General features: G+C 33.2%; 12 protein-coding genes. 3 read left to right on the forward strand and 9 right to left on the reverse strand.

What is annotated here, in order from left to right:
- The first annotated feature begins 17 nt into the window (after nucleotides 1-17).
- Both M9897_04655 and M9897_04660 read left to right on the forward strand, forming a co-directional pair.
- Entirely contained in the window at nucleotides 18-509 is a 492-nt protein-coding gene (locus tag M9897_04655; GenBank protein ID MCO5268169.1) for a TlpA family protein disulfide reductase, read from the forward strand.
- Nucleotides 510-572: 63 nt separating this feature from the next.
- The gene (locus tag M9897_04660; protein ID MCO5268170.1) at nucleotides 573-2,543 is read left to right on the forward strand and encodes a competence protein ComEC family protein; all 1,971 of its coding nucleotides are present in this window, start codon (nucleotides 573-575) and stop codon (nucleotides 2,541-2,543) included.
- On the opposite strand, the gene M9897_04665 is transcribed toward M9897_04660, so the two are convergent.
- From M9897_04665 to M9897_04695, 7 genes are all read right to left on the reverse strand, one after another.
- Nucleotides 2,530-2,976, reverse strand: coding sequence for a hypothetical protein (locus tag M9897_04665; GenBank protein MCO5268171.1), 447 nt, complete (start codon nucleotides 2,974-2,976; stop codon nucleotides 2,530-2,532). The two genes, M9897_04660 and M9897_04665, sit on opposite strands and share 14 nt — an antisense overlap.
- A 74-nt stretch (nucleotides 2,977-3,050) precedes the next feature.
- Complete coding sequence (locus M9897_04670; GenBank protein MCO5268172.1) at nucleotides 3,051-3,962, reverse strand: hypothetical protein; 912 nt, start codon at nucleotides 3,960-3,962, stop codon at nucleotides 3,051-3,053.
- Nucleotides 3,963-4,019: 57 nt separating this feature from the next.
- Entirely contained in the window at nucleotides 4,020-5,141 is a 1,122-nt protein-coding gene (gene dnaN, locus M9897_04675) for a DNA polymerase III subunit beta (GenBank protein MCO5268173.1), read from the reverse strand.
- Between the two features lie 92 nt (nucleotides 5,142-5,233).
- Nucleotides 5,234-6,238, reverse strand: a complete 1,005-nt coding sequence (locus tag M9897_04680; GenBank protein MCO5268174.1) for a hypothetical protein — start codon at nucleotides 6,236-6,238, stop codon at nucleotides 5,234-5,236.
- 4 nt (nucleotides 6,239-6,242) lie between these two features.
- Nucleotides 6,243-8,018, reverse strand: a complete 1,776-nt coding sequence (locus M9897_04685; protein ID MCO5268175.1) for a Gldg family protein — start codon at nucleotides 8,016-8,018, stop codon at nucleotides 6,243-6,245.
- A gap of 1 nt (nucleotide 8,019) precedes the next feature.
- Nucleotides 8,020-8,715: an ABC transporter permease subunit gene (locus M9897_04690; GenBank protein MCO5268176.1), complete on the reverse strand. Its 696-nt coding sequence runs from the start codon at nucleotides 8,713-8,715 to the stop codon at nucleotides 8,020-8,022.
- A gap of 105 nt (nucleotides 8,716-8,820) precedes the next feature.
- Nucleotides 8,821-9,699, reverse strand: coding sequence for an SAM-dependent chlorinase/fluorinase (locus M9897_04695; protein MCO5268177.1), 879 nt, complete (start codon nucleotides 9,697-9,699; stop codon nucleotides 8,821-8,823).
- A gap of 164 nt (nucleotides 9,700-9,863) precedes the next feature.
- Between M9897_04695 and M9897_04700 the strand changes: the two genes are divergently transcribed.
- A complete protein-coding gene (locus M9897_04700; protein ID MCO5268178.1) occupies nucleotides 9,864-11,441 on the forward strand; it encodes a phosphoethanolamine transferase in 1,578 nt (525 codons plus the stop codon).
- Nucleotide 11,442: 1 nt separating this feature from the next.
- On the opposite strand, the gene M9897_04705 is transcribed toward M9897_04700, so the two are convergent.
- Both M9897_04705 and M9897_04710 read right to left on the reverse strand, forming a co-directional pair.
- Nucleotides 11,443-12,318 (reverse strand): alpha/beta hydrolase, encoded by an 876-nt coding sequence (locus M9897_04705; GenBank protein MCO5268179.1) that lies wholly within the window; start codon nucleotides 12,316-12,318, stop codon nucleotides 11,443-11,445.
- 85 nt (nucleotides 12,319-12,403) lie between these two features.
- Nucleotides 12,404-13,693 (reverse strand): pyruvate dehydrogenase complex dihydrolipoamide acetyltransferase, encoded by a 1,290-nt coding sequence (locus M9897_04710; GenBank protein ID MCO5268180.1) that lies wholly within the window; start codon nucleotides 13,691-13,693, stop codon nucleotides 12,404-12,406.
- Nucleotides 13,694-13,698 lie beyond the last annotated feature (5 nt).

The following is a 13,698-nucleotide window of genomic DNA, read 5'->3' on the forward strand; positions in this document are numbered from 1 at the left end:
ATTGTAAATTTTATTCCATGAAAAATATTCTAATTTTATTGTTCTTGTTTCCTGTCATCTCTTTTTCTCAAATTCAGAATGGGATGAAAGCTATAGACTTCACATTGTTAGACCCAAATGGAAAGCAAGTGTCCCTCTCAGATTATAAAGGAAAAGTGGTATTACTTGATTTTTGGGCATCTTGGTGTGGGCCATGTAGGAAAGAGAACCCAAATGTGGTTGAAGCTTATAAAAAATATAAAAATCAAAAATTTAGAAATGCCAAAGGTTTTGTGGTATTAAGTGTTTCTTTAGATAGGTCAGAGCAACCTTGGAAAGATGCAATTAAAGCAGATGGATTGATATGGGATAGTCATGTATGGGATAAAGAAGGAGTTGCTATGAATAAATATGGTGTTCGTTATATACCTCATGGATTTCTAATTGATGGCGAAGGTAATGTTGTGGCTCAAGGAGAAGCTCTGAGAGGTTTAGGACTTCATGTTGAAATCGAGAAATTGATTAAATAATAACTTTCTTTTTATTTCTAAATTTATTTCTATCTTCAAATTTATTATTTGTGAAGCTTGAAATTGAAGAAAAACTATATTCTTTTATTATTACTTTCTTTTGTTTGTGGAATTGTAGTTGATTACACCTTTCAATTTCATTGGATAATCCTTTTTACTATATGGGTTGTTGGATTGATAGGAACTTTACTTCTCTCTAATTTTGGGAAAGATTATTGGTCCTTTCGGAAATGGATTTCTATCGGAATTATTTTTATTACGTTTATGTCGGGTATGTTAGGATATTCGATGGCTACTCCTGATTTTTATGATAATAATTTTGAATCTATATACTTAGAAGACGATTATCTTTCGGGAGTGATAGAGGAGTACCAGCGAGGTCAGGGAGATTATGATAAAGCTATTATCTCATTAGAGAGTGCATATTATTATCAAAATCAACGAAGGGCACAAGGTAAACTTCTCGTTTATATAAAGCATATAGATAACACTTATTCTGTAGGAGACGTTGTGCTGTTTCATCCTACTTTACATCCTATTCAGAATAAAAATAACCCAGGGGAATTTGACGCAGAGGCATATTGGAAATTACGTGGTATTACGTATATGTGTTTTTTACATGACAATGCTGTTGAAGTTATTGGTTATCATGCCCAATTTACTAGGTTTTGGGATAAATCACGATCGGCTATTATACAAATCATAAATAAATATGTAGATGAAGAAAATAGAGGTTTAGCTATAGGTTTAACCCTAGGAGATAAATCTAGTCTAACAACAGAAGAAAAAACGCAATTTTCAAATGCTGGAGCTATGCATGTGTTAGCTGTCTCTGGTATGCATGTGGGTATTTTATTATTATTTATTCAATGGATCTTTAAGCAAATTAGAGTATTAAGGAAACGAAATGTGTATCTCCTTCTGGCTATTGCAATATTATGGTGTTTTGCATTTCTAACAGGAATGTCTGCTTCTGTATTGCGTGCGGTACTCATGTTTTCTATTTTAGCCATCGGTCAAATACGAGGGGAAAAGGTATTTAGTTTAAACTCCATCTTTGCATCAGCTTTATTTCTTTTGATATACAATCCCTTGTATCTCTTTGATATTGGTTTTCAATTATCCTATTTGGCTGTTATTGGAATTTCCTTGTTCTTTCGCCCAATAGCTGGAATATTTACTGTTCGGAATAAAATCATACGTTATTTTTGGGAAGGTACTGCACTTGGTTTTGCAGCTCAAATAGGAACACTCCCTTTTACACTTTATTATTTTCATCAATTTCCAAATTACTTTATTCTTACGAACTTAGGTGTATTAGTGATGGCATCTGCTGCTATGATTAGTGTAGTTATTTTGTGTCTCCTTTTTTGGATTCCCTATCTCAATTCTCTGTTAGGATGGGTAGTGGATATAATTTTTAGTTCTTTTTCCAATTTTATTAAATGGATTAATGAATTACCAGCAGTTGTGAGTACTGGTTTTACGATTAGTGTTTTAGAAACAGCTTTATTGTATTTGGGAGTCTTGTCCTTACTTTTCTTCTGGGATCGAAAAAAACTACATTATTTCCGAATGGCACTTATAGGTACATTTTTATTATGTTGTACCCTAATCTTTCAGCGAGAATATACTAAATTAAAGGAGGAGTTGGTTATTTTTAATAATACGAAGCGTATAATCAGTTATCAGTATAATAAGATGTTGTACGTATTTTATGATGCAAATGAAACAGCATCTGAGCAATTAGACTTTGTGCTAGGAGGTTATAAGACTCAGAGCGGGTGTGAGATAGTGAAGATTGCTATAGATAAAGGTACTTTCATTGAAATTGCTGATAAAATGAAAGTATCCAATAGGGATATTGGTCTAGAAATTCAATTTAATTCACACCGACTGCTACTTCCTACACATAGAAATAAGGAGTTAGGAAATCAAAAATTTCAACTTGTAAAGGGAGAATGGAGTAGGTTTTTAGATGATCAAGAAGCTGATTTTGACACGAAAGAGAAAGCTTTAATTATTTATAGATAATCTTCTCAAAATCATCTTTTTTTCCAATATGACTATTGATTGTAGCTTCTTTGATATTCATATTTTCATCTACTAAAACTATGTGTTCAATATAGTTGTACACATTCGAAGACATTTTGATATTTGCCCAGAAGCTAATTTGATAATAATCTACTTTCTTTCGGTTGAAATTATCTCGATTTTTAATAGCTGTTTCTTTCCTTGTTTCTAACTCACTAATGGATTTTTCAAAATCTTCTTTGCTCCCAGTAAAAGATCCGGAAGCATACATTTTCTTTTGTTCGTTTATTACTTTGTCAATATTCTTTACAGCAATAACTGTTAAGAAGTAATCATCAGTATAATACGGTATGAATTTATTAAATCGAGGCTCTGTATAGTCAGCAAATGTTTGATTAGCCCATTGAGTGACAGCAGCCTCTACCTTTTTCATGTCTGGGTGATTGGTCTCTTTCACCTGAGCGAAAATGTAAAGAGGGAGAAAGAAAATTATGAATAAAATGTTCTTCATTTTTGAGCCTCTTGCGTTATAACTTTTTCAATTTCTAAATAAGGTGATAGAAGATATGTTGATTTTAATAAGCCAGTGCTATTTGCCCGTTCCCATTCTACATCAATCTGATAAGATATGATCTTATCTTCTTCCTTATTGACGAACAATTGTGCTATATTATTAATTTTAATTGTAGAATCAAAACTTTTTATGTGTTGAATAACTAAATATTTTACAATTTCGTTGTAGTTTACTGACTGCATAAATTGTGCCGCTTCTAATAGATTAATCAAATGATTCATAAAGGATTGTAATTCTTTTTCGCCAGCTAATTGATTCTCCCTTGTTTTCATGAACTGTATAAAATCTAATTCTTCACGTGAGATGTAAAGGTCTCTATCTGTGATAAAATGCTGATTAAATTGATATTTATAGAATAAATTTATTTTGTCAGGAGCAAGGTTAAAATTATAAGTTTCGGAAATATTGATTAATTCATTTTTATAATTAAAAAGATAAAAAGCATGGTGTATTTGGATAGAATCTTTATTTCTTGTTTGGTAAATATGCTCAAATTCATACTGTACTTGATTGACTACCTCTTGCGCGGCCGCTTGATATCCCGGTATTAAGTCTTCTAGTCCAGTACGATACCATCCTCGATAATCATTATTTGATAAATAATTCTCTTTTATTGAATAAATGGAATCGAGTTGGTAGAATTGAATGGGTTTATATACCTTCATTTCACTAAATGCCAAAGACTTATATTCTTGATTTGCATATTTTAGAGCTGTAGTATCTTCAATTTGTTTATGAAAATCATTTTCTTGATCATCGATGGTGTTGATGCTCGTATTACGAGGGACAGCGCAACCTACAAGTAAGGTTAAAATAAAAATAAGATACACAAACCTTCTAACCATCTAATTAAGGATAAATTACATGTTTATAAAGGTAATAAATTTTGAGATGACATCAAATTAATTATTGATCATCACGGGCATTACTAGCATTAATATGTTGCCTTCAGAAGTTTTATCGTTTATTGGAACAATAAGACCTGCTCTATTAGGCTGACTCATCATCAATTGAATTTCGTCAGAATCCAAATTCCCCAACATTTCAATTAAAAAACGAGAATTAAATCCGATTTCAATATCTTCTCCGGCATAGTTACATGTAAGTCTTTCTTTTGCCTCATTTGCAAAATCAATATCTTCAGCAGATATTGCTAATTCAGCGCCAGATATTTTGAGAGATACTTGATGCGTAGTCTTGTTTGAGAAAATAGATACTCGTTTAAGGGAGTTGTAGAATTCTGCACGATCAATGGTTAGTACATTTGGGTTCTCTTTTGGAATAACTGCCTCGTAATTTGGGTATTTCCCATCAATTAGACGACAAGTTAGTTCAATGTTTTGAAAACTAAATACAGCGTTATATTCATTGTATGTAATTTTCACTTCAGTACCTTCCCCACTTGTTAAATTATTTTTTAAAATATTTAATGCTTTTTTAGGTAAGATAAAATCAATATTTACAGAAGAAGCAAGGGGTTTTCTAAAACGAACTAATTTATGAGCATCAGTTGCAACGAAAGTCATCTCATCAGATGTGAATTGACAAAATACTCCACTCATTACGGGGCGTAAATCATCATTACCCGCTGCAAAAATGGTTTTGTTAATAGCTTCTGCCAACATGTTTCCAGGCATTGATATAACATCTTTTTGCTTTACTTCTTTTATTTCTGGAAAGTCATTGCCATTATATCCAACCATTTTAGATTTACCATTGGAATAACTAATTTCGATTCCAAAGTTATCATCGTTAATGGTAAAAGTTAATGGTTGATCAGGTAAATTTTTTAAAATTTCTAATAATAACTTAGCAGGAATACATATTTTACCTGCTTCACTGGACTCGACTTCGAATTCAGTTTTCATTGTAGTTTCAATATCTGAGGCAGAGACTCTTAGAGATTGTTTATTAATTTCAAATAAGAAATTATCTAAGATAGGTAATGTACTATTTGTGGTTAATACTCCGCTAATGGTTTGTAATTGCTTTAAAAGAGTTGTGCTTGAAACTACAAAATTCATGTTTAATTTTTTAAATTCGTTATAGTAGCAAATATAGTTTTTTAAGCTAAACTTTTCTTACTGGATTTTAAATTGTTTTCAACAATTTATAGCTAGTTTTCTATAAAAACTAATTTCCCTTCAATCAGCGGTCCGACAGTATAATACTGAATTCTTACAATATCACCATCTTGCTTAATTCCCCATAAATAATTCACATCGTAAATAATTGAGTCACCTGTTTGTGGAGTGTCTGGATCTGGTCTTCTATACATTTTTAGGTGATAAGAAGAGGAAGTCCCTTTTATGTTGAGTTCATAATCTGCTTGATGAGCTTTGATGCTATCTACCTGAAAAGGTGAGAAAGTATAGTTCGCTTGATTGTAATGGATATTTTCAAAACCATTTAGATAATATGTTAGATTATCCTTGTTTACATTATTTAGGATAGTTCCATTAGAACTTACCGTGTAATTATCTTTCCCGATAGTCACTTTATAACTGTCTTGTGGATATACGCGGTTAATAACTTCGATTTCTTTTAATTCAGTCCTTTTATACGAAAATAAGTTAGTGCATTCAAATTTACGTGCATCAGCGAAGAATCGGGGTTCCAAGATTCCATAGAACCCTTTCATACCCATGATTACGGGATTATCGCTTTCCATTTCTGGCGTTTTTAAAAGCATGTGTGTTCCCATGTGGTCACGTGTAGAATGACCTACATACCAAGTTTTAACCCATTTCCCTTTTTGATAAATTTTCACTTCTTTGTGTTGTGCCATGAGTAATTTTTTCATGTTTTTCATAGCAGATTGAGGAACATATCCTTTTAAAGTGATTTTGTACATCGTTTCCAACATCATATTGGGAATTTCTTGTTGTACGCACATGTGGTCTGGACCTTCCCATTTCCCTTGTTTATTCCTAGTCAGCGTAAATTGCTGATTGTAGAAAGAGTCAAAAATCTCGATCTTATCAACTGATGCGGTGTCTTCAACTGCAAAAGCGATTAAACTTATATCGGTCGCTTTGGATTTAGTCTCTAGGTTCATGGCCCAGAAGGTAAGCCCTGCAATGAGTCCAACTCCAATAAATAAATAAATAATTTTTTTCATTTTTTTATTTCCTTACGTATTTATACCTTCTAACAACAGCCACAATGATAGCTAAGAGAATAATGATTGAAGTAGGGATGATAATATTTACAAATTTATAGAAAGAACCTTTTTCTTCAATCTTTAATTTGTCAGTTGGATGTAAATAAATGACCCTACTTCGGATGGCAAGTAGGGTGCTTTCACCTAACATATAGTCCACGCAGTTTTCAAAAAAGTCGAAATTTCCAATGAGGTTTCCTCCAAACAACTCATCTATCTCACGAGTTTTGGGTAGTCTTGGAATATATTTATAGGAATTAGATTCACGTACAAAGATGGAGTCATAATACGTATTTTTTAGAAATGTTCCATTTCCAATCACCAATAATTTCCCAGGTTTTATTGAATTCTCAATAAATTGAGCATCTGGATTATCTTTGTATTCAGTCACAATTCTATTTTTAAAAGCTGATTCAAAATTACCTTCTAGGAGTCCTGCCAGCATTAATTCATTTCGTTTATCTGTTGGATTTTCCTGAAAGACCGGATTTTCTCCAAATTGTTTTTCCATAGCTATGGATAATAATGGAACGTTTCCAAAAGAACGAGAGTTGGAAGAACTCGTCAATATTACGGAAGGTCTTACATCTTGTTTGGTTTGAACGAACTGTAAGCTTGATGCGTAGGGTAATTTCACGGGGTTTACCATACTAGAGATGGGATGGTCAGTCCCTAAGGATCTTACGTAAAAATACCAGTTTACATATCCTTTTGGAATACCAGGAAAGACAAAAGGGTCGTAATTGGCATCAATTACCAGATCTTCGTTAACCTTAATTCCGTAGTCGAAGATGAGCTCAGTTAAGCCAGTTCTTTTTCGCGTACTGTGTGTTTTCCCTGTTCTTCGTATAGTGTCGTTGTTAACTTCTAAAGGGTTGTTAAAAATCATGATATTTCCACCATTCATCAGATATTGATCAATAATGAATTTATCTTTATCGGAATATTTCTGATGAGGATCTGCAATGATGATTCCATCTATTCCATCTAATGCATTTAAAGCGTCTCCGAGTACAATATCTTTGATATTATATGAGTCTTCAATTCTTTTTCTAGCCCCCATTGTATTTGGGATTCTTAATTCTCCATGCCCATGAATAAAAGCTAGATTTTTCTTTGTTTTGCGTGTAGCTTTAGCAAGAATACGCATGAATTTATATTCCAAATCGTTGATACCCATTTGAACCATTTGTTCTAACTTGCTATCAAGATTGAATTGCCCACCTTCTAAAAATCGAATAGATCCTACTTTACCTCCTTGGTATTCTACAACGGCTCCCGGAAAAATTTCAACAATGTTGGAAGCTCCTTTAGTTCGATAGACGATATCCAAAGGGCGAATACCTAAGCCATTATCAAAAAGTTGTTCTTTGAGCGCTTCTTGGTCTTCGTTTGAGCCTTTGTTTGGATTGATAAATTCATATTCAATATTACTTCCCGCATAGTATTTAAATTCATTGAGTTTATCTCGAACTGCGCTTTGTAGGCGTTTGATTTCAGCAGGGAATTCTCCTTCTAAATAAATTTTAAATAATATTTTATCGGTTAATGCTTTATCATCTTTTAAGAATTCAACTGTAGATGGGGTGAGTGAGTAGCGTTGATCTTCTGTGAAGTCCACTCTGAAATCAAAAAATGAAACAATGATATTTAGTAGAATAACAACTGCTAAAGCAATAGCAGATATGATAACGTAGTATGCTTTATTGGAAATATTTTTTAATCTTTTTCTGGCCATACTATTTTCGGATTGAGATAAGAATGTTATGTGCTACAAATAAGAAGAAAATAATAACACTGAAGAAGTAAACAAGATCACTTAAAATAATAACACCTTTTTTAATTGATTCATAGTGGTAGTCTATACTCGCTAAGCGTATTATTTGGTCAAAACCTGCAAAAGTAGCATAGGAGCCTAATAGAGATAAACCGCTATAAGCAAACCAACATAAAAAGAGAGCGATAATAAATGCCACAATTTGGTTATTGGTTATAACACTTGAAAAAATTCCTATTGCTACAAATGAAGCTCCTAATAAAATCAACCCAATAAATGAAGTGATTGCTGCGCCGTCGTCCATAATTCCGACTGGATCGCCTAAATAATGCATGGAGATGTAAAAGGTGAATGTAGGAAGTAGAGAAATTACTACCAATGAAACTCCTGCTAAATATTTGGCAAGAAGGATAGAAATATCAGAAATAGGTCGGGTATACAATAATTCCATGGTTCCTGTTTTTCTTTCTTCAGCAAAGGATCGCATGGTTACGGCTGGGATTAAGATAAGTAGAATCAATGGTGCTAAGTTATAGAATGGAATCAAATCAGCGATTCCGCCATTAAGTAAATTATAATCTCCGTCGATAATCCATAAAAAAAGCCAACTTGTTACTACAAAAATGAGCATAAAGACATAGCCAATTATGGAACTCAAAAAACTTCGTATTTCTTTTAAATAGAGCGCTACCATAGCATTTTTAGAATTATTTTCAAATTTAATGTTTAAGTTGTTATCATACGAGAATAACTGTTAAAGTTTTTAAAACAGTGAATCAATTGTTGTTTTTGAGCCTCTCGGAGTGAATTCAATACGAATGATATCATTCAATTTAAGACCTAATAAAGTATTTGCTCCACCACCATTTTCAGGAGTTCCTTTGTTAATGGCAATTTCTAAAAATCCATTATCATTGAAGAAAGCAAGTTTTTCACCATGAGTAACTTCGTTATATCCCGTTGATATTCGATCTATATAATATTGTTTATCTCTAAAGAATATGGTAAAAGGAACATCTGGCCCAAAGTGGTTAAAATGTTCTTTAGTAATATTAGAAATTACATTACCGTAATGGTCAATATGAATAACAGTCCCTTTTAACATGTTGTTACTCATAATTGGAGATAGAGGTAGCGCTTTACGAATGCCATCTACAGGAGTTCCAATCTCATCTAGGGATTCTCCTGTCAAAATTCTACAGGCCGCAGGGACTAGGATGTTTTTTGCAGGGAATTTCATCATTTCAGGTCTAGATAGGTATTCTTCCAAGCGCCAAATCCCTTCAATATCTTGATCGTTTGTTAATAAACTAAAAAAACCATTGTCAGCGCCTAAGAAATATTGTTTTTTGTATTTTATAATCGTTGGAAAAATACTGTCCTCTGGATTTGAAAAATTAATGAGTGGTTCTGCATCAACACCTATTATGTGCACGGTATTGTCAGGGAAATCTTTTATACAAGCTTTTACTGTATAAGCGGCCTGACTAATTTTAAAAGAAGCAATATGATGTGAAATATCAACAATATGTATATCGGATAAAATCCCTATAATTTTTCCTTTGAGGGCAGCTACATAATAGTCTTTTACACCCATGTCGGTTGTCAAAGTGATGATATTTGCCTTCTTATTACTTGCCATACATATTTCTGTGAGTCAAAAATATTATTAATTTCAAGTGAAAAGATGAGGTATAATAGTTTTTCTCAAAAAGGAATAGTTGAAAACTATGCGTGCAGTAAAAAACGTGAATTCATTTGATTTTGATTATTTTCGCAATGTATAATTTGGTTGAGATGATATTTATGGAACAATACAAAAACAACAAATGGGTTATCTCATATATTTTGCTACTTATATTTTGCTTTTGGCAAGCATCATCTCTCCTGAAAATTGAAAAAGGAGAGGCATTAATGTATTGGATTGCTTTTTCTTCCTTTGTGTTCTACCTATTATTGCTTCAGATTAATGTGAAGTTATATAAAGCATCTTTGATTTTTTCCTTTTTAATAATACTTATTATTTATCCGACTTTAGCCTTGTATGGAGCAGTCACTCAGTCTTTTATTGCAAGCTTGTTATATACAAATCAAGGAGAGGCTACTTCTTATCTGAATGCTATCCCATTATCTGTTTATCTAAATTTATTAGGGGTCTTACTCATGGTTATTCTGCTTATTAAATTACCTTATAAAAGAGTGAGTTCCTCTTATTTTACTGTGGGGATAGCATTTTATTTGTTGTTCTTTCCAACTTTGCGCTTTATTCAGGAAGGTAAGAACGCAATTATCTTGAATAGATATAATCGCGTTTCAATAGTGAAAGTACCTATTCTTGTTGGGTATCTTAGTTATTTAGTGAAGAAAGATTTTGCGGAAATTGAGCGTGACTCTAAGTTGCCGGATAAATGGGAAATATTGAATAAAGATAGCCTTCTATTAAAGGATAATTTTATTATTGTGATAGGGGAAAGCGTTCGCAAAGATTTCTTACAATCTTATGGCTTCCCTATAAACAATACGCCGTTTATGGATAGTTCTGCTAGAATACAATTCGATAATTATCTTTCCGTTGGCTCTCATACGGTTCCTTCCTTGATGCGGACATTGGTGAATTCATCTGAGTTCCCTAAATTTTCATTGAGTGACAATATTGTAAAGCTATCTAACAAGATGGGATTTGAGACTTATTGGGTAACCAATCAAGGGTTTATTGGATTTTATGACACGCCTATTTCTAAAATGGCTATGGCAAGTAAACATACGGATGTATTGAATGGAGGTGGTTATCAATTGTCGAAACGAATGGATGCTATGATGTTACCCATGATTGATTCTATTCTTGCACAGAAAACGGCTAAACCGAAGATGGTGTTTATTAACATGATGGGTTCGCATCCGTTTATTAGTGATAGAACTGGAGGAGTGTATGACCAATTTATTTTGTCGGAAGATTTCTCTAATTATGTGCAAAGTATCAAGATTTTAGATGACTTTATGTCTCATCTTTATACTTCGCTTCAACATACAGGGAAAAGTTTTCAATTAATTTATTTGAGTGATCACGGACAATATATATTTCCAGATTATCACATTCGCCATGCGGAAGGGTATAAGCAATTGTATGATGTTCCTTTAATTGTTTGGGGAGATGATATTACTGATGTCAAACGAATCAAGGCATATAGAAATGGTCGCGATTTCTTAAAGTTATTTAGCGAACTCACTAATTTAAAAACATCGAGTATCTCAGATGACTTTCAATTTATTTCTGAAGAAAACAGGGATGAAAAGTCCTTTATGGTATTAGGAGCGAATTCAGAAATTATTGATTATCGAAAGCTAATTGATAATCCTATCCCAAAATTTCAAGTGAAGAAATAACTTATTTAAAAAATTGATTAATAAAAGTGACCAATTTTAAGGAGAAATCTTGATTATTGGTGCTATTCCAATTACCATGACCTTCACCCGCATACATGGTTTTCTCATTGTAAACTCCCATTTGATCTAATTTATCATGTAAACGATTCATTTGGGAAGAAGGTATTAAAGGGTCACTATCTCCATAAAAGGAAATAGTTGGAGGACAATTGCTATGAACATTGAAAGCAGGACTCACCTCTTGGTACAAGGCTGGATTGTCTTGAAAAGTGATGGGACCCACTAAATTTGCTAAAAAATACTGAGTAACAGGGTTTGTTCCATCTACATAGGCTGGATCTGTAAAGTCAACTGGTCCAACAATATTACAGATAGCTTTTACTTCATGGAGTTCATCAGATTTATAACTATATAAAAGGGAGAGGTGTCCACCAGCGGAAGCTCCCATTAATAGGAATTGGTTGGAGACATTGAATTTAGCTTGTTTGACGAAGGTTAACGCTGCTTTAATATCATTTAATTGCATTGGATAGCCAGGTTTTTGAGGAGAACCCAATCGATAATTAATATTGATGATAGCATGATTTGGATAAACTAATTGCATATTGTTAAACATGTAAGAAAAATCTTGCTTATCTCCGGCATTCCAGCCTCCTCCATGAATTAAAACAAATACCTTGGTAGAATCCAAACTTCGACCAGCAGGAAGGTAAATATCCATTACTTGCTGATTATCTGAACCATATTTCACATTTTTGAGTGTGTATGCCTGATTAGTTTTGTATTCTTGTACAGTTTCTTTCTTTGGATTCACACATCCGGAAAGTATGAATAAAGTGACTATACACGAGAGTAAAATTAAGTTTATACTTTTCATAAGTTCTATAATTTAAAAAACAAACTCTTTTCATAAACGAATAGAGTTTTATAATAGTTTGTTTTTTAGCAATATATTTTACCTATTATACCATCATCATCATAGGATTTTCCATGTATGATTTGAAGGTGTTTAAGAATTCTGCTCCCGTTGCTCCATCCACTACACGATGATCACATGATAAAGTTACCTTCATAACGTTTCCAGGAACAACCTGCCCATTTTTCACTACAGGAACTTGTTTGATTCCACCAATAGCTAAAATACAGCTATCGGGAGAGTTAATAATTGCTGTAAATTCTTCAATATTATACATTCCTAGGTTAGAGATTGTAAATGTATTCCCTTCCCAGTCTTGTGGTTGTAATTTTTTATCTTTTGCTTTGGCGGCAAATTCTTTTACTTCACTTCCAATTTGCATAAGTCCTTTGGTATCTGCAAAACGTACCACAGGAACTAGGAGTCCTTCAGGAACAGCAACTGCAACTCCAATATGAATATGTTGATTTCGTCTTATTTTATCACCTAACCAAGCACTGTTTACAGCAGGATGTTTGCGTAAAGCTACAGCACATGCTTTAATTACTAGATCGTTGAAAGAAATGCGCACGCCTTCATTTGAATTCACAGCTTTACGAGCTGCAATTGCATTATCCATGTCAATATCCATGGTTAAGTAGAAATGAGGGGCAGTGAATTTACTTTCAGACAATCTCTTTGCAATGGTTTTGCGCATTTGAGAAACTGGTTCTTCTGTATATGCTTCTTTTTGTCCTCCCATGTTACTCATCACAGCTGTTCCAGCAGGGCGAACATAAGGAATATAGTTTTCAATATCTCTTCGTACAATTCTACCATTTTCACCAGTTCCGATAACCGTACTTAAATCAATCCCTTTTTCTTGAGCCATCTTTTTAGCTAGCGGAGAAATGAAGATACGACTTCCATCTGCAGCCAATATAATAGTTTCTTCAACATCAGAAGTATGATCTATTACTGGAGTGGATTCTGTTTTGGGAGTTTCTGGAATTGGTTTTACCTCGGCAGGCTTAACTTCTTCTATTGGCTCAGAGGCAGGTTTGCTAGCAGCTTTAGGTGCTGTTTTTTGTTCGGCAAGAATTTTAGAAATATCTTCTCCATCTTTACCTATCACAGCTAAAATTTCGTTTACAGGAGCAGTTCCTCCTTTTTCTACTCCGATAAATAGAAGTTTTCCGTCATAAAATGATTCAAACTCCATGGTAGCTTTATCTGTCTCAATTTCGGCAAGTAACTCGCCTGATTTTACACTATCACCAACTTTTTTATGCCATTCTGCCACAACTCCTTCAGTCATAGTATCAGAAAGTTTGGGCATTAAAATAACTTCAGCCATTGTTT

It is taken from the genome of Brumimicrobium sp. (assembly GCA_023957385.1).
GTDB lineage: Bacteria > Bacteroidota > Bacteroidia > Flavobacteriales_D > Crocinitomicaceae > Brumimicrobium.